The sequence below is a fragment of the Micromonospora sp. WMMD967 genome (assembly GCF_029626165.1).
In the GTDB taxonomy this organism is placed as follows: Bacteria; Actinomycetota; Actinomycetes; order Mycobacteriales; family Micromonosporaceae; genus Micromonospora; species Micromonospora taraxaci.
This window is the reverse complement of record NZ_JARUBK010000001.1, coordinates 792,969-814,542: the sequence shown is the minus strand read 5'-3', so window position 1 is coordinate 814,542 and position 21,574 is coordinate 792,969. Positions and strand designations below refer to the sequence as shown.

At 70.9% G+C, this 21,574-nt stretch carries 14 protein-coding genes; 9 read left to right on the top strand and 5 right to left on the bottom strand.

The annotated features are described in order from the left end of the window. Positions 1 to 46: 46 nt before the first annotated feature. Positions 47 to 835, bottom strand: coding sequence for a hypothetical protein (locus tag O7631_RS03845; protein WP_278143041.1), 789 nt, complete (start codon positions 833 to 835; stop codon positions 47 to 49). A gap of 258 nt (positions 836 to 1,093) precedes the next feature. Here O7631_RS03845 and O7631_RS03840 point away from each other — a divergent pair, with 258 nt between their 5' ends. Together O7631_RS03840 and O7631_RS03835 are read left to right on the top strand one after the other, a co-directional pair. Next, entirely contained in the window at positions 1,094 to 2,359 is a 1,266-nt protein-coding gene (locus tag O7631_RS03840) for an aspartate kinase (protein ID WP_088987236.1), read from the top strand. 6 nt (positions 2,360 to 2,365) lie between these two features. Then, positions 2,366 to 3,427: an aspartate-semialdehyde dehydrogenase gene (locus O7631_RS03835; RefSeq protein WP_278143040.1), complete on the top strand. Its 1,062-nt coding sequence runs from the start codon at positions 2,366 to 2,368 to the stop codon at positions 3,425 to 3,427. A gap of 138 nt (positions 3,428 to 3,565) precedes the next feature. Here the strand turns inward: O7631_RS03835 and O7631_RS03830 are convergent, their stop codons facing one another. Further along, complete coding sequence (locus O7631_RS03830; protein ID WP_278143039.1) at positions 3,566 to 4,975, bottom strand: sensor domain-containing diguanylate cyclase; 1,410 nt, start codon at positions 4,973 to 4,975, stop codon at positions 3,566 to 3,568. Between the two features lie 196 nt (positions 4,976 to 5,171). Between O7631_RS03830 and O7631_RS03825 the strand changes: the two genes are divergently transcribed. Next, complete coding sequence (locus O7631_RS03825; RefSeq protein ID WP_278143038.1) at positions 5,172 to 5,951, top strand: phosphodiesterase; 780 nt, start codon at positions 5,172 to 5,174, stop codon at positions 5,949 to 5,951. An 11-nt stretch (positions 5,952 to 5,962) separates the two neighbouring features. Then, positions 5,963 to 6,613 (top strand): histone deacetylase, encoded by a 651-nt coding sequence (locus O7631_RS03820; RefSeq protein WP_278143037.1) that lies wholly within the window; start codon positions 5,963 to 5,965, stop codon positions 6,611 to 6,613. A 134-nt stretch (positions 6,614 to 6,747) separates the two neighbouring features. On the opposite strand, the gene O7631_RS03815 is transcribed toward O7631_RS03820, so the two are convergent. Next, complete coding sequence (locus tag O7631_RS03815; protein WP_278143036.1) at positions 6,748 to 7,545, bottom strand: alpha/beta fold hydrolase; 798 nt, start codon at positions 7,543 to 7,545, stop codon at positions 6,748 to 6,750. A gap of 288 nt (positions 7,546 to 7,833) precedes the next feature. Here O7631_RS03815 and O7631_RS03810 point away from each other — a divergent pair, with 288 nt between their 5' ends. Next, positions 7,834 to 9,540: a bifunctional metallophosphatase/5'-nucleotidase gene (locus O7631_RS03810; protein ID WP_278143035.1), complete on the top strand. Its 1,707-nt coding sequence runs from the start codon at positions 7,834 to 7,836 to the stop codon at positions 9,538 to 9,540. Between the two features lie 381 nt (positions 9,541 to 9,921). On the opposite strand, the gene O7631_RS03805 is transcribed toward O7631_RS03810, so the two are convergent. Then, a complete protein-coding gene (locus O7631_RS03805; protein WP_278143034.1) occupies positions 9,922 to 11,010 on the bottom strand; it encodes an IS30 family transposase in 1,089 nt (362 codons plus the stop codon). 191 nt (positions 11,011 to 11,201) lie between these two features. Continuing rightward, positions 11,202 to 12,479 carry an MFS transporter gene (locus O7631_RS03800; protein WP_278143033.1) on the bottom strand — a complete coding sequence of 426 codons (1,278 nt, stop codon included), beginning with the start codon at positions 12,477 to 12,479 and terminating at the stop codon, positions 11,202 to 11,204. Positions 12,480 to 12,565: 86 nt separating this feature from the next. Between O7631_RS03800 and O7631_RS03795 the strand changes: the two genes are divergently transcribed. From O7631_RS03795 to O7631_RS03780, 4 genes are all read left to right on the top strand, one after another. Beyond that, positions 12,566 to 13,039, top strand: coding sequence for a hypothetical protein (locus tag O7631_RS03795; protein WP_278143032.1), 474 nt, complete (start codon positions 12,566 to 12,568; stop codon positions 13,037 to 13,039). A 107-nt stretch (positions 13,040 to 13,146) separates the two neighbouring features. Further along, positions 13,147 to 15,753 (top strand): right-handed parallel beta-helix repeat-containing protein, encoded by a 2,607-nt coding sequence (locus O7631_RS03790; protein WP_278143031.1) that lies wholly within the window; start codon positions 13,147 to 13,149, stop codon positions 15,751 to 15,753. A 178-nt stretch (positions 15,754 to 15,931) separates the two neighbouring features. Then, complete coding sequence (locus O7631_RS03785; protein ID WP_278143030.1) at positions 15,932 to 18,538, top strand: right-handed parallel beta-helix repeat-containing protein; 2,607 nt, start codon at positions 15,932 to 15,934, stop codon at positions 18,536 to 18,538. A 259-nt stretch (positions 18,539 to 18,797) separates the two neighbouring features. Then, a complete protein-coding gene (locus O7631_RS03780; RefSeq protein WP_278143029.1) occupies positions 18,798 to 21,410 on the top strand; it encodes a NosD domain-containing protein in 2,613 nt (870 codons plus the stop codon). Positions 21,411 to 21,574: the final 164 nt, after the last annotated feature.

Sequence of the window (21,574 nt, the reverse complement as noted above, 5' to 3'; positions counted from 1 at the left end):
CGGGGTCGGCAGAATGTGGGCAAACGCACCCGTAACGGGATGAAGATCAGGGCGTTCCCGCGCTCGGGCTGTCCGACGGGTCAGGGGTCGGCGGGGCGGCGGTGTCCAGCGGGTCCCGGTCGATCACCACCGGACCGGCCAACTGCACGGTGGCCGGCGCCGGGCCGGGTGGTGCGGCCAGTCGCAGCGTCCCGACCCCGGTCCGGACACCGGTCGGTGTGCCGTCCCGGTCGTAGCAGTAGATGCCCACGTCCAGCGGGGCGTTCAGGGACGCCGAGGTGGAGTCCACCGAGTAGCACGCGCCGGTCAGGCCCTCGGGCGCGTTGGCCGGGGCCACCGCCAACGGCGCGCGTCGATCGGTGAGCACGCCGAGCCAATCGGTGAGCGGATGCTGGACGCGGGGGTCCGACCGGCGCGGGATCGCGTCGTCCCGCTCGCCGAGGCGTACGCAGCTCGACGGCTCCGGTCGACCGGCTGACGGCAGGGCGCACTGGAACAGCCCGTCGGCCGTCGCCGCCATCGAGACGTCGGCGGCGCCACCCAACCCGCCCCCCGGCACGTCGACCCGCCAACTGCCGTCGTTCGCGCTGGTGAACACGATGGTGCGGTCCGGCTGACCCGGCCGGCTGTAGACGTACTGCGCCACCATGTGGCGGTCCTGCGCGGCTGCGGCCAGGGCAGCCAGCTCGTCCCGTGCGGCGTCCACGGCGACCGACCCGGGATCGGTCGGCGTCGGGGCGGGCGGCTGCGTACTGGTGCAGGCGACCAGGAGCGCGGGCAGGGCTAACACGAGCGGCCCGAGCACACGGCCGGCCGAGCGGATGAGGACGGGCACCGGCCCATTCTGGTGGCTGCGAGCGGTGCGCGGGTGCCGGCGCGTACCAGGCTCGTCCCGGCGTGTCGGACGCGCTCGTGGTCGCGTGCCTCCCGCCCTGGTGGGAGCGGCCCGACGGCACCCGGGCGGGCCGGATGGTGGGATCACCTGACCCGCCGTCGTTACCCGCCGGATACCCTCAAGGGGTTTGACACGCGCCGCCGGCCCCGGTTCCGGCGGCGTCGGCACGCTCAGGGTCACTGGGAGGGAGTGCACGTCGTGGCACTCGTGGTGCAGAAGTACGGCGGGTCGTCCGTCGCCAACGCCGAGCGGATCAAGCGGGTGGCCGAGCGCATCGTCGCAGCCCGCAAGGCCGGCGACGACGTGGTGGTGGTGGTCTCCGCGATGGGAGACACCACCGACGAGCTGCTCGACCTGGCCAACCAGGTCAGCCCGCTGCCGCCCGGCCGCGAGCTGGACATGCTGCTCACCGCAGGCGAGCGGATCTCCATGGCGCTGCTCGCCATGGCAATCCACAACCTGGGGTACGAAGCTCGCTCGTTCACCGGCTCGCAGGCTGGCGTGATCACCACCTCGGTGCACGGCCGCGCGCGGATCATCGACGTCACCCCCGGGCGGCTCAAGGGCGCGCTCGACGAGGGGTCGGTGGTCATCGTGGCCGGCTTCCAGGGCGTCTCGCAGGACACCAAGGACGTCACCACCCTGGGCCGGGGCGGGTCGGACACCACCGCCGTGGCGCTCGCCGCCGCGCTGCACGCCGACGTCTGCGAGATCTACACCGACGTGGACGGCATCTTCACCGCCGACCCTCGGATCGTGCCCAACGCCCGGCACATCCAGCACATCACCTACGAGGAGACGCTGGAGCTGGCCGCCTGCGGAGCGAAGGTTCTGCACCTACGTAGCGTGGAATACGCCCGCCGGGCGGGGTTGCCGATCCACGTCCGTTCGTCATACTCGACCAACACCGGCACGATGGTCACCGGATCGATGGAGGACCTTTCCGTGGAGCAGGCACTGATCACCGGGGTCGCGCACGACCGCAGCGAAGCCAAGATCACGATCGTCGGGGTGCCCGACGAGCCGGGTGCCGCCGCGCGGATCTTCGACACCGTCGCCGGCGCCGAGATCAACATCGACATGATCGTGCAGAACGTCTCCACCGAGGGCACCGGTCGGACGGATATCTCGTTCACCCTGCCCAAGGCCGACGGCCCGACCGCGATGGCAGCGCTGAGCAAGATCCAGGAACCGGTCAAGTTCAAGGGCCTGCTCTACGACGACCACGTCGGCAAGGTCTCGCTGATCGGTGCCGGCATGCGCTCGCACCCCGGTGTGGCCGCCGGCTTCTTCGCCGCGCTCGGCGCAGCCGGCGTCAACATCGAGATGATCTCCACTTCCGAGATCCGGGTCTCCGTGGTCTGCCGGGACACCGACCTCGACGCCGCCGTCCGCGCCATCCACGACGCGTTCGAGTTGGGCGGCGACACCGAAGCCGTGGTCTACGCGGGGACGGGTAGGTAGCGCCCGATGACGGCGCTGCCCACCCTCGCCGTGGTCGGAGCGACAGGTGCCGTCGGCACCGTCATGTGTGAACTGCTCACCGGACGGCGCAACGTCTGGGGCGAGATCCGGTTGCTCGCCTCCGAGCGCTCGGTCGGCCGTCGGGTGCGCTGCCGGGGCGAGGAGATGATCGTCCAGGCGTTGACTCCCGAGGCGTTCGACGGGGTCGACGTGGCGATGTTCGACGTCCCCGACGAGGTCTCCGCCGAGTGGGCGCCGATCGCCGTCTCCCGGGGTGCGATCGCTGTCGACAACTCCGGCGCGTTCCGGATGGACCGGGACGTCCCGCTGGTCGTCCCGGAGATCAACCCAGAGCAGGTCCGCAACCGGCCCCGGGGAATCATCGCCAACGCCAACTGCACCACCCTCGCGATGATCGTCGCGGTCGCGCCGCTGCACCGTGAGTACGGCCTGCGGGAGCTGGTGCTCGCCTCCTACCAGGCGGTCTCCGGGGCGGGGAAGTCCGGCGTCGACATCCTGCACGACCAGCTCACCAAGGTCGCCGGTGATCGGGCGCTCGGCTCCCGCACCGGTGACGTCCGGCAGGCGGTCGGCGACGACCTCGGCCCGTTCCCGGCGCCCCTCGCGCTCAACGTGGTGCCCTGGGCCGGCTCCCTGGCCGACGCCGGCTGGTCGTCGGAGGAGATGAAGATCCGCAACGAGTCGCGGAAGATCCTCGGCCTGCCCGACCTCAAGGTGTCCGCCACCTGCGTCCGGGTGCCGGTGGTCACCGCGCACTCGGTGGCCGTGCACGCGGTCTTCGCCAGCGAGGTGGACGCCGAGGGCGCCCGCGAGGCGCTGCGCAACGCGCCCGGCGTGATCCTGGTCGACGACCCCGCCGCCGGAGAGTTCCCCATGCCGATCGACGCGGTCGGCACCGACCCGTCCTGGGTCGGCCGGATCCGCCGCGCCCTGGACGACCCCCGCGCCCTCGACTTCTTCGTCACCGGCGACAACCTCCGCAAGGGGGCGGCCCTCAACACGGCCCAGATCGCCGAGCTCCTCGCCAAGGAGCTCCGCGCGTCCTGAAGGCCGGGCAGCCGTGGTCGATCATGGACTTGTGGTGGTCGTTTTCGCCCCGGAAGGGGTGAACGTCCCCGCCACAACTCCATGATCGACGGTGGTTGCGGGCGACGGCGGGTGCGGGCGGGGCGGCGAGGGGTTGGGCTAGGCGGCGGATAGGTGGACGCCGTCGCGGCCCTGGCGTTTGACCGCGTACAGGGCCTGGTCGGCTCTGCGCAGGGTGCGGTCGGGGGTCTCGCCGGGGCGGGGCAGTGCCACGCCCACACTGATCGTGCGGCCCACGCGTCGGGCCGCCTCGGTCAACCGCTCGGCGATCCGGACCGCCTCCTCGGCGCGGCTCACCTCGATCACCGCGACGAACTCGTCGCCGCCGATCCGGTACAGCTCGTCGCCGTGGCGCAGCGCCCCCTCCAGCGCCCGGGCCAACCCGACCAGCACCCGGTCGCCGGCCTGGTGGCCGTACGTGTCGTTGACGGTCTTGAAGCCGTCCACGTCGATCGCCAGCAGGGCCGTACGCCCCGGGGTGGCTGTCGCGATCCGCTGCCCGAACGGGCCGGTGTGCCGCAACCCGGTCAGCGGGTCGGAGCTGGCCTGTTCCCGCAGTCGGGCCAGCGTGTGCAGCCGGTCCACGCTCGTCCAGGCCTGCCCGGCGAGCAGTTCCATCAGGCTGACGGTGGTCGGGTCCGGGCGCAGCGCGCGGTCGTCCGCGACCAGTAGCACCCCGCCGACCTCGGGCGGCCCCACCGGCACGGCGACCAGCGTGCGCACCCCGGCCCGGGTCAGTGGCCGGTAGTCCTCGGTCGGGAGATGCCCCGCCTCGCCCAGCGTGTAGCCGGCTCCGTACCGGTGTGCCCGGTCGACCATCCGGTCCAGCGCGGCCGGGCCCGACTCGGTCAGCTCGGCCCGGATCCGGATCTCCAGGTCGCTCGGCGTCTCGGGCGACGGGCCGAGCTGACCGCCCATCAGAAGCACCGCTGTGGAGAGGGCGGAGACCTCGCGTGCCGCGCACGCCGCCACGCTCAACACCTCCGTCTCGGTGGGCGCGGCGGAGAGCGCGGCCGCGTGCCGGAGCAGTTTCTCGCTGCGGCTCTCCTCCGGTGGACCTCCGAGTGCGCCGATCCGCGCGCCGAGTCGGTCGGCCACCCGCTGTGCGGTCTCCCGCCACGGCTCCAGGTCGACCGGATCACTCCACTGCAGGTCGAGGACGCCGATCGCCCGGCCCGTCGGGTCCAGCACCGGTACGCACAGCTCGGCTGTCACGTCCGGGCGTACCGGAAGGTAATCCGGATCGACGCTCACGTCCGGGACGGCGGCGGGGGATCCGGTGTCGTACACCCGGCCCACGATGCCGGTGCGCGCCGGCACCGTGGCGAAGACCTGCCACGCCCCGGTCGCCGCGACGCAGCGCAGACGGTCGTGGGCCGCGAGCAGCACGGAGATGGTCGCCGGGGTGTGGCGGGACAGCGCGGTGACCGTCCACCGACAGGCCTCCGGCGTGCTCGACGCCATCGGCAGGCGGACGGTGACGTCACGGATGACTCGCTGATGATCCACTCGCACGTCGTTCCAGGTAGGGGAGGAGCCCGGCCGGCGCCGAGCCGCGCGATCAAGCGTACTCACGACTGTGCGAAACCGACCCTATTCGTACACATGTGCTATCCACAGGCTGTGGACGCAGCCTGTGGGCAGCGGGCACCGCGAACCAGCGCCCGGCGATAGCGTGAGAACCCCGGCGCCGAGGAGACGATCCATGATCATCGCTCAGCTCAGTGACCCGCACCTGACCACCGGCCTGCTCGCCCCCACGCCGGCCGCCGGGCTGCACCGCGCGCTCGGCCGGGTGCTCGCGTTGCGCCCCCGCCCGGACTGCGTGGTGATCACCGGCGACCTGGTCGACCACGGGCGACCAGACGAGTACGCGGCGCTGCGCGAGCTGATCGGCCGGTTCCCGCTGCCGGTGCACCTGGTCCCCGGCAACCACGACGACCGGGAGTCGCTGCTCGACGCGTTCGGAGGCACCCAGTGGCTCGGTGGCGGCTTCTCCGCCTACTACCACGTCGACCACGAGGCGGCGTCGATCGTGGTGCTCGACTCGCTCGTCCCCGGCAGTGACGGTGGTCGCCTCGGTGAGGAGCAGCTCGGCTGGCTCGACGGGGTGCTCGCCGGGCGGCCCGAGGTGCCCGCGGTGATCTGCCTGCACCATCCGCCGGTGGCGGTCGGCATCCCCGCGGCCGACTCCATCCGGCTCGCCGACGGCGATGCGCTCGCCGAGGTGATCGGCCGGCACCGGCACGTCGTCCGGGTCGCGGCCGGCCACCTGCACCGCCCGGTCACCACGGCGTACGCGGGCACCGTGCTCACCGTGGCACCCAGCACCTGGAAGCAGAGCACCCTCACGATGAGCGCCGACGAGCAGATCGGCTGGGTCGACGAGCCGACCGCCTTCCTGCTGCACGTCGTCGAGTCGGGCGGCTGCGTGACGCACACCGTGCAGGTGAGCCACTCCGCCGGCCAGACCTGCGGCTTCTGAAGGCGTCGTCGGTGCGAGTCTGGTACGTCGCGTACGGCTCGAACATGCACGCGGCCCGGCTGGCCTGGTACATCGGCGGTGGCTGCCCGCCCGGCGGAATGCGGACGTACCCGGGGTGCCGGGACCGACGCCCACCGAGCACGTCGGTGCCGGTGTCGCTGCCCGGAGGCATCTACTTCGCCGGCGAGTCCCGCGCCTGGACCGGAGGGATGGCGTTCTACGACCCGCACCTGCCGGGCGAGGCCGCCGCCCGCGCCTACCTGGTGACAGTGGACCAGTTCACCGACATCGCCGCCCAGGAGATGTACCGCCCAGCGGGCGACACCGCCCACCTCACCGAAACGACAGCTGCGGCCATCGAGGCCGCCATCGCCGGCGGGCGGGCCACGCTCGGCCCCGGACGGTACGAGACGCTCGTCTGCCCCGGCAGCCGCAGCGGCGTACCGATGCTCACCTTCACCGCACCGGAGGGTGCGTCCGCCGTACGGTGCCGGCCACCCGCCCCGACGTACCTCCGCATGATCGCCCGTGGTCTGCATGAGTCGCACGGCTGGCCGGCCGAACGCATCGCCGGCTATCTGGAAGTCCGGCCCGGCGTGGCGGACGCCTGGCCGCCGGACGCCGTCGCCGCCCTGGTCAGCGAGGCGCTGGCCGGGCCCTGACCGCCGCCATTCCGCCCGGCGGTGGCTGTTTCTTCACGTCGGCCTAGCGGGGTCGCTCCGTCACGTCGGCCTGGCGGGGAGGCATCGTCACGTCGGCCTGGTGGGGTCGCTTCGTCACGGCGGCCTGGCGGCCGTCAGCCGAGCAGGAACTTGCGCAGCGCGGGGGCGAGCGTCGTCGGCGGCACCTCGTGGTTGCCACCGTCGAGACTGACGGACCGCCCGCCGGGCACCGCCTCCGCCGCGGCCCGGCTGCCGTCCCGCAACCACTGTGGACTTCCGGTGCTGTCCACCGCGAGGGTCGGCACCGTGATCGCCGCCAGCCGGTCAGCGGGCAGTCGTCCGCCCGCGGTGATCGCCGCGTCATACGGCAGGGTGTGCGCGATCGCGGTCAGTGCGCCCCACACCGGTTGCGCCCGCATCCCGGCGACCGCCTCGGCCGGCAAGCCCACCGACGCGGTGAGAAAAGCCTCCACCGCGCCGTCCCGGTCGTCGGCGGCGATCAGCTCGATGAGCCGCGCGGTGATGTCCTTCCGGACGCCCACGTGCGAACCAACCTGGAACGGCGGCTCGAACAGGACCAAGCCGGTCACCGGCAGACCCTGCGCGGTGGCGAGGGCGGCCAGGACCGCGCCGGAGGATATGCCGTAGAGCGCCGCGGAACCACCGGCCGCCGCGATCACCGAGGCCAGATCGTCGATCTCCCGGCCGATCTCGTACGGCGCGGTGTCGCCGCTGTGCCCACGACCCCGACGGTCGTAGCCGAACACTGTGAAGTCGGGTGCCAGCGCCTCGCCGAGCGCACGGGTCGTGTTGCGGTCGTTGAACGCACCACCGACCAGGACGAGCGCCGGCCCGCCCCCGGACCGTTCGAACGCGATGGGCGTGCCGTCCGCCGATCGCACCTGCTCCACCGTCGGTGTCGTTCCGCTCACGATGCCGTCTCCGTCCGTGTCGATCCTCTCGTCCTTTCTAGACCTCAGGTCCGACGTTGTCCGGCAGACAGCAGCAAACGACCACGCCTGGGATCGATCCTGGTGCGGGCCGACCCGCAGCTCCGACATGCTGCCTGGGTCGCCCGGTCGCCCTCCGGATGAGAGGCTGTCGGAGCGGGCGGCCAACCCCAACCGCCGCCGACCACGACCCTTCCGACGGTGTCGGGTCGCCGGCCCGGTCGACCCAGGGGCCGGGCACCGCACAGGCCGATTCTCACGAGGAGATCCATGTCCATAACCAGGACGCGTCGGGCCGCTGTCGGTCTGACCGTGCTCGCGGTGGCCGCGTTCGGCGCGGTCGCCACCAGCCCTGAGGAAGCCGACGCGCGGCCGAAGCCGGTCGACGTCACCCTGCTGGCCCTCAACGACTTCCACGGCAACCTCGAACCGCCGAGCGGGTCCAGCGGCACCATCGCCGGGCAGACCGCGGGCGGCGTCGAGTACCTGGCCACCCACCTGGCCGAGCTGCGCGCCGCCGCCAAGAAGAAGAACACCATCACTGTCGCAGCCGGTGACCTGATCGGCGCGTCACCGCTGCTCTCCGCCGCGTTCCACGACGAGCCGACCATCGAAGCGCTGAGCATGGCCGGTCTGGACTACGCGAGCGTCGGCAACCACGAGTTCGACGAGGGCGCGGCCGAGTTGCTGCGCATCCAGAACGGCGGCTGCCACCCGGTCGACGGATGCGCCGACGGCACCCCCTACCGGGGAGCCGGCTTCAAATACCTGTCCGCGAACGCCTTCAAGACCGCGACCGGCAAGCCGCTGCTGGCCCCCTACGCGATCCACAAGGTGCAGGGCGTCAAGGTCGGCTTCATCGGGATGACCCTGGAAGGCACCCCGCAGATCGTCAGCCAGCAGGGCGTCGCCGGCCTCACCTTCGCCGACGAGGCCGACACCGCCAACCGGTACGCCCGTGAGCTGCGCCGCAAGGGCGTCGAGGCGATCGTCGTGCTGCTGCACGAGGGTGGCACCCAGGCGGCGACCGGCGGCATCAACGACTGCGTCGGCATGACCGGACCCATCGTGGACATCGCCAACCGCATGGACCCGTCGATCGACGTGGTGGTCAGCGGCCACACCCACCAGGCGTACAACTGCAACATCAACGACAAACTGGTCACCAGCGCCAGCTCGTTCGGGCGCCTCGTCACCGACATCGACCTCAAGATCGACCGTCGGAGTGGTGACATCCTGACCGCCTCCGCCAACAACGTCGTGGTCACCCGGGACGTCGCCAAGGACCCGAAGCAGACCGCGCTGATCAACCGGTACAAGACCGTCCTCGGCCCCGTCGCCGGCCGCCAGGTCGGCGTGACCAACACCGCGATCACCCGGAGCCAGGAAACCCTCTTCGGTACGAGCCTGGGCGAATCGCCGCTGGGCAACCTGATCGCCGACGCGCAACTCGCCGCCACCGACGACGAAGAGGGCGCGGTCGCCGCGTTCATGAACCCGGGCGGGGTCCGGGCCGACCTCGACGCCGGCCCGGTCACCTACGAGGAGGCGTTCACGGTGCAGCCGTTCGCCAACAACCTGGTGACACTGGACCTGACCGGCGCGCAGCTCTATTGCGTACTGGAACAGCAGTTCGTCACCGCCCGGACGCTGTACCCGTCAGCCACCGTCGGTTACGTGGTCGACCCGAACGGCACCACCGGCACCACGGCCGACCCGTGCGCCGGCACCCGGGTGGTCCGGGGCAGCCTCACCATCGGCGGCACCGCCGTCGACACCGCCGCCACGTACCGGGTCACCGTGAACAACTTCCTGGCCGGCGGCGGCGACGGGTTCAGCGCCCTCACCGGCGGCACGAACCAGGTCACCGGCCAGATCGACCTGGACGCCTTCGTGGACTACCTGACCGCCCAGTCGCCGGTCTCCGCGCCGACGCTGGACCGGATCCGCACCACCGCCGAGGTCCCCGCCCCCTGACGGTCGCCCCCGCGACGTCGGGCCCCGGAGCGAATGCTCCGGGGCCCGACCCGTGTCCCGGCCCTGTCTCGTCCGTCTTCCACCCTGCCCCGCGGTGCCCCGCCCCTGGCCGGCCCGTCGTGCCCGGCCCACGCCCGGTGCGGCCCGCCCCGTCCAGCCTCGCGCCGCCCGCCCCGGCCTGCCGTGCCCGGTCGCTTCCTCCACCTGCCCGCCCGGTCGGCCGCCGGCCTGCCCGCGCCCGGCCGCACGCTAGTTCGGCTGCGCGGCGGTCCAGGCGGATCAGGCGGATCCGCGATCAAGATCCGCGCAACATCGGGGATGTTGCTGCCTCCAGCGTGGGCGGTTTCAGGTGGCGGTTGCAACCAGGTGTTGGTGGAGTACCTAGGCGGGATTCTGCCAGTCGAGGGTTTGGCGTGGTCGTCCGTTGAGTTCTCGGGCGACGGCGTCGAGGTCGTCCTGGGTCCAGGTGCGGAAGTCGGTGCTGGAGCGGGGGAAGTACTGGCGCAGGAGACCGTTGGTGTTCTCGTTGCTGCCGCGTTGCCATGGGCTGTGGGGGTCGCAAAAGTAGACCTTGCAGTCGGTGGCCAGGGTGAAGATGGGGTGGTAGATCATTTCGATGCCCTGGTCCCAGGTCAGGGTCTTACGCAGCTCGGCGGGTAGGCGGCGCATCAGGGCGGTAAGGGTGTCGATGACCTGTTCACTGACCCGCGATTCGGGCAGAGCGCCGAGCATTACGTATCGGGTGGCCCGTTCGACCAGGGTGATGATCGCGCTGGAGCCTCGGGCGCCGATGACCAGGTCGCCTTCCCAGTGCCCCGGCACGGCCCGGTCGGCGACTTCCGCCGGGCGAGTCGAGATGTGGAAGTCCCGCACCCACGGCCGGCCTCGGGCCGCGCTGGCCTGACGCGACTGCGGCCGGCGACCAGAACGCCCCGAGCGCAACGCGACCTGCCGGGCGAGTTCTTGGCGCATCCCACCCCGAGCCTGAAAGTAGATCGCCTGGTAGATCGTCTCGTGTGACACCCACATCTCCGGCCTGTCAGGAAACTCCCGCCGCAACGACCGGGCGATCTGCTGCGGCGAGTGCCGCTGGCTCAGGCGATCCTTGACCGTCTGCCACAACGACGGCCACGCCCGCCCCCACCTCGGACGCAACTTCCCCTCACGAGGACGCCGCGCCCGCCCGTCGGCCTTGCCCTGAGCGTTGCGGTGACAGTACTTCCACCGATACACCCCACCCCACCCCTTCGGGTAACCCACCCCCGCCACATACCCCGGAGCCGGACCATGCGGATGCCGCCGCCCCGACGGCACCCGACCCCCAGTGCCACAGTGATTACGCGACAACTCCCGCCACACCGTCGAACGATCCCGCCCAATCACCACCGCGATCTGCGGACAGTTCAGTCCCTGACCGAACAACACCTCAATCTGCGCCCGCTCCGCGCACGACAACCTCTGCCCCGGCATGACCCCTCATCCTGACGAGAATCCACCCCGTTGCAACAACCACTTGAGCCCAAGGTGTCGGAGACAGCAACATCGGGGAAGTTGCGCGGATCTTCGGTGCGGGGTGCGGGGTGCGGGGTGCGGGGTGCGGGGTGCGGGGTGCGGGGTGCGGGGTGCGGGGTGCGGGGTGGGGGGTGGGGGGGTGGGGGTTGTCAGGCGGGGACGGGCGTGGGGGATGCCGGGGCGGTGGTTGCGAGGCCATCCTGCTCGGTGCTGAGTAGGCGGCGCAGGGACAGCGCGACCAGCGAGGCGACCAGGCAGCCGCCGACCACCGTCGCCACCCAGACCATGCCGTTGGCGGCGCCAATGAGCGGGCCGGCGGTAACCGGGCCGATGACACCGCTGATTCCGAAGATCATCGAACTCATGGCGTTGTATCGGCCGCGTAGCTCGTCGGTGGCCAGTGCGTTGGTCAGCGCGGGCATCACCGGCGAGAGCATCGTCTCGCCGAAGCCGAAGATCGCCGAGCAGGCCACCACGCACAGGGCGGCGAACAGGGCGCTCTCGCCGCTGACCAGACCGCCCGCGCCGAGGACCAACCAGGCGGTGGCGAACACCGCACCCACCACGGCCAGTGCCCGGGTGCGGCTGCGCCCCTCGATGCGGCGGATCACCAGCAGTTGCGCGAGCACGATCATCACGGTGTTCGCCGCGAGCGCCCACGCCACCACCCGGGGGTTCACCTCCACGACCCGCACCGCGTACGCGGCGAAGCCCACCTCGACCTGTGCGTAGCCGCAGGTGGTGAGGATCAACCCGAAGATCACCAGCCGCCGGAACGGGCGGTCCCGGAGCACGGTCAGGTAGCCGCCGGCCGGCGGCTCGTCGACGCCCCGAGGGTTGCCGAGTCGGTGGCCCACGCCGGGCAGGGTGAGCAGGATCAGTGCCGGCAGCAGGTAGGTCACCGCGTCCAGCAGGTAGATCACCTGGAAGGTGCCGAGCCTGCCGGTGTCGACGATCGCGCCGGAGGTCATGCCACCGATGCCGATGCCCAGGTTGAGCAGGGCGAAGTTCAGCCCGAAGACGCGTTGCCGCTCGTCGTCGCCGGTCAGCGACGCGAGGATGGTGTTCTGCCCGGACCAGATCGCCGAGCTGCCAACCGCGATCACCGTCATCACCGCGAACGCGGAGGCGCTCGAATCAACCAGGGCCAGCGAGCCGGTGCCCACCGCCTCGATCAGCAGGCACGGCAGCACCACCCGGCGGGCCCCGAACCGGTCGATCAGAGTCCCGCCCAGTGGCGACAGGGCCAGGGTGACCGCGCCGTACCAGCCGATCACCAGCCCGGCCCGGGTGTCGGTGAGGCCGCGTACGTCGGTGAGGTAGATGAAGAGGAACGGCAGGGTGAGGCCGCGCCCGATCGCCGACAACAGAGTGCCGACGAGGAGCCGGCGAGCTTCTGGGCGGCGAGGGAGGGCGCGACGCAACATGACCGACATTCTGTTCGCCGGGTGCGACATCGTGCGAACCGTTTACCCAGGCGGCGGCTGTCGGGGCGCTCTGCCATGCTGGCCCGGTGAGCGTGACCTGGCGACACCTGCCCGCATCCGCCCGCGAGATCGCCGGCGCCGCCACCGACGCGGTCGAGGCCGCCAGAAACCAGGACACCGAGGCGTACGAGGTGGCTTCCGGCCGGCTCGCCGTGGCCGAACGCTCAGGGCTGGTGCTCGGCGCTGTGGTGCGGCTGCTGCTGGAGGCGACCCATCCGGACGGGCTGGACGGTGACGACGTGCGGCAGGTGCTGGAGCGGTGCGTCCGGGCGGCGGCCCCCTGGCGACCGGACGTCGACCCGCACGTCGTGCTGGTCCTGCTGGCCGGGGCGCTCGGCGTGTACGACCCCGGCGAGGACGACTCGCCACCCGGCCCGGCGGCGCTCGCCCGGCACGCCCCACTGCTCGTGGCCGACCTGCTGGCGGTGACGGGCCGGCCGCTCGACGGCTACCTGAGCGCGGCGTTCACCGAGATCGAGCGCACCGAGCGGCACGACTGACACGATGCGGCCGAACGGGCGAGGGCCCCGACCGATCGGAGCTGATCACATCGTTCACCATCGCGGTACTCTCATGCCCGCATGATCGACTTGCACGGGGGTGCGTGATGGACAGACGAATAGTGACAGGGCTTGCGGTCGTACCGCTGCTCGCTGGTGTGGGCCTGGTGGGCCCGGCGGCGCCCGCGGTGGCGGCGGCTCCCGAGCCGGTCGCCCGAGCCGCGGCCAACTCGGCGAACGAGCTCTACGTGAGCGGCAAGGACTGCACGTCGGGCGCCGACGGCACCGAAGCGGCGCCGTACTGCACGATTTCGGCGGCGGCAGCGGTGGCGCAGCCCGGCCAGACGGTGTTGGTGCAGCCCGGAGACTATCCGGAGACGGTCACCTTTACTCGGTCTGGCACGGAGACCGCACCCATCACGTTCCGCGCCGTCGCCACCTGGTCTGGTCGGATCACCGTCGGCAACATCGGTGACACCGTTGTGGGCACCGTCTTCAGGTTCACTGGTGTGCATGACGTTGTTGTCGAGGGCTTCATCGTTGAGGACACCGACACGGTGGTGCCCGTTGTGGTCGACGCCTCGACGAGAGTCACCATCAACGACATCGCGGCGCGCGCCTATCGTGCTCCGGCAACCGTGCACGTCACCGGCAACTCCAGCGACGTCACCATCAGCCGGGCGTTCCTGACTCAATCGACGGCTCCCGCCATCCGGATCGATCCGGGTGTCCGCGGGACGATGGTCGTCAACAACCAGCTGCACTTCGGTGGTCTGCTGGCCACCGATGCTCCGGGCACGATCGTCACCAACAACACGGTGCTCACCAACTGCGTGCGGGGCATCGACGTGGTCGGCAACTCGACCGGGCTCTCGGTTCAGAACAACATCGTGCGCACGAGCCTGTTTCACGTCGCCTGCAAGACGCCGCAGGACGCGATCGCCATCGCGGTCGCCGCGCCGGCCACGGGAACCGTCAGCGACTACAACCTGATCGACCCGATCAGCGGCGGCCCCGTCTATCAGTGGGCGGGCACGGCCTACTCCGACCTGGCGTCGTTCCGGGCCGCGACCGGGCAGGGCGGCCATGACATCACCGCCGATCCGCTGGTCGCCGGGAGTACGAGCGGAGGACCCAAGACCTTCTTCCCTGCCGATCCGACCTCGCCGGCCGTGGACTCGGCGAACGCCCTGGCACCGGGTGTCACGCGCACCGACACGCTCGGTAACCCGCACAGCGACAACCCCGCCGTGGCGAACACCGGCACGGGCAATGGATTCCACGACCGGGGCGCGGTCGAGGCTCAGGGCTCTCCGGGGAAGGGACAGTACGACCTGCGGCAGAAGCCCGGTGACGATTCGTTCGCTGTGACGGCGACGGTGGCACCGCAGTTCGCCTGGCCGGTGGACGGAGAGGGTGGCACGATCTCCTACCGGTTCGACGGTAAGCGCTACCCGATTGTCACGTCGGCCCGCTCGGTGGACTCATCCTTCCGGGAGGCTGGCAAGGGCTGTGCCTACGTCTCGATCAGCTACACCGGGTTCCGGTGGGCCGAGACGACGGATGGAACCGTTTGCACCAGGGTCGGCACGCGGTACACGCCCACCGCCCCGACGCGGCTGTTGGACACCCGGTCGCGGATCGGCACCGCCACCACCGCCCCGGTGCCGGCCAACGGTGAAGTCACAGTGCCGATTCCGGCCGTCAGTGGTGTGTCGGCGGCCGACATCACCGCAGTGGTGCTGAACCTCACCGTCACCGCGCCCACCATGCCCGGCTTCATCAGCATTCGTGGATGGTCCGGCGAACTCGGCTCGTCGAGCGTCAACTTCGTCGCCAACGAGACGGTTCCGAACCTGGTGATGACGAGGGTGAACGGTGGAGTGGTCCGGCTGGTCAACCGCAGCGGCGGCACCGTCCACCTGCTCGCCGACCTGCAGGGCGTCTACAGCCGGCAGGGCTCCGGGTTCAAGACGCTCGACCCGACGCGGGTGCTGGACACCCGTACCGGCACCGGCGGCCCACTGGCCGCGAACGGTGAGCGACGTCTGGACCTCTCCGGAAAGCTGCCGGTGGACGCCACCGCCGCGATCCTCAACGTCACCGTCACCGCACCGACGACGGCTGGTGTCCTCAGCGTCTACCCGGAGGGTTCCCCGGCGCCGCTGGCGTCGAACCTGAACTTCGTGGCCCGACAGACCATCCCGAACCTGGTCGTGGTGCCGGTGGTGGCGGGCAAGGTGATGTTCCGCAACGTCAGTTCGGGGACCACCCACGTGGTTGCCGACCTGGCCGGCTACTTCGGCTCGGCCGCGTCGGGTGCGGACCAGACCTACGTGCCGTCGGAGGGCCGGGTTGCGGACTCCCGTGACGACTCCGGGTGGATCAGGACGTCGCACTCCGGCCCGTTCCCCGCATTCGCCGTCGGTGGTGCCCCGATCTCCATTGACTGGTGCGGAACGGGATGTCCACGGGTGACCGCCGGGGTGTTGAACCTGACCGTCACCGCGCCGGCGGCGGCGGGCGTGTTGACCGCGTACCCCAGCGGGGCGACGAGGCCGACCGCGTCGAACGTGAACTTCGTGGCCGGGGAGACCGCCTCCAACCTGGTCGTGTCGAAGTCCGACGGGTACGTGGATGTCTTCAACAACAGTTCCGGTACGGCTCACCTCATCGCTGACCAGTCCGGATACTTCATCGCCTCGGCCTACTGAGGCGCGGCGTACCGCAGCGGCCGGGCATCGGTTCGATCCGATTCCCGGCCGCTGCGTCGATCGACCCGGAAGTCCAGCCGATCGGCCAGCCCAGCGGCCCAGTCGGAGAGATCCGCATTTGTATTGATCACGGTATTCTCCGCGAGCTTGATTGATCGACTTCGGCACGGGGGCCAGGATGGACATCCGACGTTGGGCGCGGCTTGCGCTCGTACCACTGATTGGCGGCGCGGCCCTGGTGTGTCCCGCGGCGTCCGCCGCGGCAGCGCCAGCGGCCGCACCGCTCACGGCGGCCGCAACCGGCGATGAGCTGCACGTCAGCGAGCAATGGTGTCAGAGCAGCGGCGACGGCAGTGAGGAGCGGCCGTTCTGCACAATCTCCGAGGCGGCGGCGGTGGCCGGCCCGGGCCAGACGGTTCTGGTGCACCCGGGGGAATACCGGGAGAGCGTGCGGTTCACCCGTTCCGGCACCCAATCGGCGCCGATCATCTTCCGTGCGGTGAACGTCAACTGGCAGATGGCGCGGGTCGGCAACTTCGACACCACCTCGGTGACCGGGACAATCCTCGATCTCACCGGCGTACACGACGTGACGGTGGAGGGCTTGGTCGTGTTCGGGGCCAATCTCGCCGACGCCGTGACGGTGCGGAACTCCCAACGGGTACGTCTCGACAAGCTCACCATCCACAACGGCCTCGGTAGCGCCACCGGCGTGCGAATCAGCGGCCAGTCCGACGCGGTGACCCTCAGCCGGAGCGTCATCCGCGACGCCCAAGCCTCGTCCGTGTCGATCGAGCCCGGCGTGACCGGTACGACCGTCACCGCCAACCAGTTCGACAAATCCGGTCTCGTCGCGACGGACGCTGTCGGTCTGGCCATCACCGGCAACACGGTCTACGTCGACTGTCGGCGTGGCATCGACGTGGCCGGCAGTTCACCAGGCACCTCGATCCACAACAACATCGTCGTCACCGCCAGCCAGCGCAAGCGCTGCGCCACCCCGGCGCTCGCCCCCGGCATCCGGGTGTCCGCCGAGTCCGTCCCCGGGACCGGCACCGACTACAACCTGATTGACCCGCTCAGCGGCGGCGCGCTGTACAACTGGGCGGGCATCGACTACCCGGACCTCGCCTCCTTCGTGACGGCGACGGGGCACGCCACGCACGACCTCGCGGCCGACCCGAAGCTCGTGTGGACGAACGCACTGCACCGTGACTACCTCCTCACCCTGGGTGGGTCGCCGGCTCGGGACTCCGCGGACGCCACCGCCGCCGGTGTGCTGGACACCGACCTGCTCGCCGGCTCCTTCGCCGACGATCCGGGCGTGCCCAACACCGGCACCGGCAGCGGGTACCGCGACCGGGGAGCGGTAGAGGCGTTCTCGGCTGTCACCGAGGATCCGCTCCGTGTCGAACGCAAGGTGGGTGGCGGGCCGTTCGACATCGTCGCGCGGACCGGCTGGCATCAGACCTGGCCGGTCGAGCAGGTGCGGGCCAGGTACGCGTACCACCTCGACGGCGAGCACTTCTGGCGGGTGACCGACGCGGCGACGGCGGAGTTCACGCTGCGACGGGCCGGGGATGCCTGCGTCCAGGTGCAGATCAGCGTCTCCGACTTCCGGATGCCCGCTGGGGGCGGGGAGCGGGTCTGCACCCAGGTCGGCGCGCGTTACGTACCGATCCCCCCGACCCGGGTGCTGGACACCCGGGCACCGATCGGTGTGTCCACCGCCGGGCCGGTGGCGGGCTTCGGAACGATCGAACTGCCGATCGGCATCATCGGCGGCGTCCCGGCCGCGGACATCAGCGCTGTCGTGCTCAACGTGACGGTGACCCAGCCGACCTCCGCCGGCTACATCAGTGTCTCCCCGGGCGGCGAATCGAGTGGTGCGTCGAGCGTCAACTTCGTCGCCGGGGAGACGGTGCCGAACCAGGTCACCGTGCCGGTCCGCAACGGGTCGGTGATGTTGCGCAACGCCGGCTCGGGAACCGTCCACCTGGTCGCCGACCTCCAGGGCTTCTACGCCGCGACCGGTTCCGGCTTCGCGTCGGTGCCACCGACGCGGGTTCTGGACACGCGGGACAGCGGGGGAGCCCCGATCCCGGCCAAGGGCACCCGAACCCTCGACTTCTCCGGCCGGGTGCCCGCCTCCGCGACCGCGGTCGTCCTCTCCGTGACGGTCACCGCACCGACCACCAGCGGTGTGCTCACCGTCTACCCGTACGGCTCGGTGGCGCCGGCCGCGTCCAGCCTCAACTTCGTCGCCGGGCAGACCATCCCCAACCTGGTCACCGTTCAGCTGTCGAACGGCGAGATCAACATCTTCAACAACAGCTCCGGCACCACGCACGTGGTCGCGGACCTGGCCGGCTGGTTCAGTCCGCAGGCCACCCAGACCTTCGTACCGATGACACCGAAGCGGATCGTCGACTCCCGGTACAGCGTCGGGCTTCCCGGCCGTACCCCGGCTCCGCTCGCTGCCCGCGAGACCATCCGGTTCGCACCGTTGCGCAGCGAGGCGATCTGCAACCCGGCCTGCCCCGCCCCGACCGCCCTGCTGGGGAACGTGACAGTCACCGCGCCGACCACGCCGGGCGTGCTCACCGTGCACCCGGGCGGCGGGCAGCGCCCCACCGCCTCGAACGTCAACTTCGTCGCCGGCGAGACGGCGTCGAACGCCGCGGTGGTCGCGGTGGGCTCGGGCGTCGACCTCTTCCACAACAGCGGGGGTACGTCCCACGTCATCGTCGACCAGGCGGGCTACTTCATCGCCGCCGCGTCCTGACTCCAACGCACCAGTCTCACGGCCGTCCATCGTCTCGGCGATGGACGGCCGTGCCGTCCGGTCGACGTCACACCCATCGGCGGGACACTTCATCGCCGCCGCGCAGTGACCCGTCGAATACCAGAACGGCCGGCGTCCTTGCCGCACCCAGCGGTGTGGGCGGCCGCTCTCTTCCTGCCGGCGGGTGACGAGACAGCGGCACGGCGGACGTAAATATAGGCTGCGTTGAGAATTGCTCGACTTCCACGGGGGACAGTTGATGAGAAGACACAGTTCACTGCAGCTTGCGGTCGTACCGCTGCTGGCGGGTGTGGGCCTGGTCGGGCCCGCCGGGCCGGCGGTGGCGGCGCCCGCGCCAGCCGCGGCCTGGGCCGCGAGCGCCGGCACCGAGGTGTACGTCAGCCGGTCCAACTGCAAGCCGGCCGGCGACGGCAGCGAGGCCGCGCCCTACTGCACGATCGGCGCCGCTCTGGCGGTCGCCCAGCCGGGTCAGACGGTGCTCGTGCAGGCGGGGGACTACGCGGAGAATGTGACTGTCACGCGGTCCGGCACGGAGTCCGCGCCGATCGTCGTGCGTGCGGTCAACACGCCGTACGGCGCGGTCCGGGTCGGCCACTATTCGCTCAGTGGTACGCCGCTGACGATCTCCGGCGTGCATGACGTCGTCGTCGAGGGCTTCACGCTCACCGGCCGCGGCGACGCGGTGCCGGCTCTGATCAGCGGGGCCCAGCGGGTCACCGTGGACGGTATCGCCGCAGGCGCCGGCACCCTGCCCGCCGTCCGGGTGACGGGCTCGTCCAGTGCCGTCACGGTCAGTCGGGGCTGGTTCTCCGGTTCCGGCACCGGCGTGGCTCTCGAGGCGGGCGTCACCGGCGCGGTGGTCACCGCCAGCACCTTCTTCAAGACCCGGGTCGCCGTGACCGACGCGCCGGGAGCCCGGATCACCGGCAACACCGTGGTGACCGACTGCGCGACCGGGATCGTGCTGGCCGGTGCCTCGACCGGCGCGAGCATCCGGAACAACATCCTGCGTACCGGTTCCGGGCCCGTCCCGGCGCCGGGGGCCTGCGCCGACCCGACGACCGCTCCCGCGATCTCGGTCTCCACCGCCGCCACCACCGGCACGGCGGCCGACTACAACCTGGTCGACCCGGCCAGTGGCGGGGCTGTCTACCGGTGGGGCGACACCGATCACGCCGACCTGGCGTCGTTCCGGGCGGCCACCGGGCAGGGCGACCACGACATCCTGGCTCCAGTGCTGCTGGGCGAGCAGCAGGGCACCCGGCGCGGCTGGATCCCACTGACCGCCGCATCGCCGGCGGTCGACTCCGCCGACGCGACGGCACCCGGGGTCACCCGCACCGACCTGCTCGACAACGCGCACGCCGACGCGCCGACCGTGGCCAACACCGGTACGGGTAACGGGTATCACGACCGGGGCGCTGTCGAACTCCAGGGCCAGTCGACCCTGGACGGCATTGACGAGATCCGTCGCAAGCCCGGCGGCTCCTCGCTCGAGTTCGTGCACCCTCTGACAGTCACCCACTCGTGGACCACCGACGGCCCGGTGGGCAAGGTGATCCGCAAGCTCACCCCGGACCGCTTCTATCGAGTGGGGCCGATCGAACCGGCCGAGCGGCGGCTCTCCCGTGCCGGCACCGCATGCGTCCAGAGCCCCGTCGTCCGGTTCGACAACTTCCGGGAGGTACCGGAGATCGTCTTCGAGCCGAACTTCGGGTACTGCACGGGCCTCGGCGCGATGTTCACCCCGGTGGCGCCGACCCGTCTGCTGGACACCCGCTCCGCCGTCGGGATCAGCACCACAGTTCCCATCGCGGCCAACTCGGAGATCGTCCTGCCGGTCATGTCGATCAATGGTGTCTCGGCCTCGAACATCACGGCGGTGGTCCTCAATGTGACGGCCACCCAGCCGGCCACCGCCGGATACCTCAGCGTCTACCCCGACGGGACGACGACGCCCCAGGGGTCGAGCGTCAACTTCGTTCCCGGCGAGACCGTGCCGAACCAGGTCACGGTGCCCATGTCCAACGGCAACCTGCGCATCCGTAACAACGCCGGTGGAACGGTGCACGTCGTCGTCGACCTGCAGGGCTTCTACTCCGGTCTCGGTGACGGCTTCAAGCCGCTGGCGCCGACCCGCGTGCTGGACACTCGGGCCAACGGAGGCGCGCCGGTCCCCGCCAACAGCTACCGGGTGCTGGATCTCTCCGGGAGGGTGCCGTCGGGTGCCAAGGCCGTCGTGCTGAACGTGACGGCCACCCAGCCGACGGCGAACGGGGTTCTCACCGTGTACCCGGCCGGCTCGTCAGTGCCGACGGCGTCCAACCTGAACTTCGTCACCGGCCAGACCATCCCCAACCTGGTGACGGTGCCGGTGGTGAACGGCCGGCTCGTCATCCAGAACGTCAGCTCCGGCACCACCCACGTGCTCGCGGATCTGGCCGGTTGGTACGGCAGCGGCGCCACCGACGGCTTCGTCCCGTACGGCCCCCGACGGATCCTCGACACCCGGTCCGGGGCCGGCGGGAGCAGGCTGGCGTCGTTCTCGTCGCTCAACCTTCCGGTGCCCTACCTCGACCCGAACGGCAACGACACGGCGCCGAAGCCGACCGCGTTGGTCGCCAACCTGACGGTCACCGGGCCGACCGCAGCGGGTGTCCTCATCGCACAGCCCAGGGGTGAGGCGCCGTCCGCCGTCTCGAACGTCAACTTCGTGGCCGGGGAGACGGCATCTAACGCCGCGGTGGTGCGAGTGGGTGCCAACGGTTCCGTGACGTTGACCAACAACAGCGGTGGCAGCACGGATGTGGTCGTCGACCAGGCGGGCCACTTCATCGCCACCACCCCCTGACCCAACCGATCCGGAGCCGGCACCATGTGATGGTGCCGGCTCCGGCCGTTCCGGCGACGGTGACCGATCGACTGACGTGACCGGCTGGGCAATGCCGGTAATCTCCGGCCTGATCATGATCGACAGAAGACGGGGATGTCCATGGGTGGTCGCTGGTTCGCCGG

Excerpts from the sequence above, each read along its gene's own strand:
- O7631_RS03835 (WP_278143040.1), top strand. The coding sequence starts at position 2,366 with ATGACGGCGCTGCCCACCCTCGCCGTGGTCGGAGCGACAGGTGCCGTC.
- O7631_RS03825 (WP_278143038.1), top strand. The coding sequence starts at position 5,172 with ATGATCATCGCTCAGCTCAGTGACCCGCACCTGACCACCGGCCTGCTC.
- O7631_RS03810 (WP_278143035.1), top strand. The coding sequence starts at position 7,834 with ATGTCCATAACCAGGACGCGTCGGGCCGCTGTCGGTCTGACCGTGCTC.
- O7631_RS03805 (WP_278143034.1), bottom strand. The coding sequence starts at position 11,010 with ATGCCGGGGCAGAGGTTGTCGTGCGCGGAGCGGGCGCAGATTGAGGTG.
- O7631_RS03800 (WP_278143033.1), bottom strand. The coding sequence starts at position 12,479 with ATGTTGCGTCGCGCCCTCCCTCGCCGCCCAGAAGCTCGCCGGCTCCTC.
- O7631_RS03790 (WP_278143031.1), top strand. The coding sequence starts at position 13,147 with ATGGACAGACGAATAGTGACAGGGCTTGCGGTCGTACCGCTGCTCGCT.
- O7631_RS03785 (WP_278143030.1), top strand. The coding sequence starts at position 15,932 with ATGGACATCCGACGTTGGGCGCGGCTTGCGCTCGTACCACTGATTGGC.
- O7631_RS03780 (WP_278143029.1), top strand. The coding sequence starts at position 18,798 with ATGAGAAGACACAGTTCACTGCAGCTTGCGGTCGTACCGCTGCTGGCG.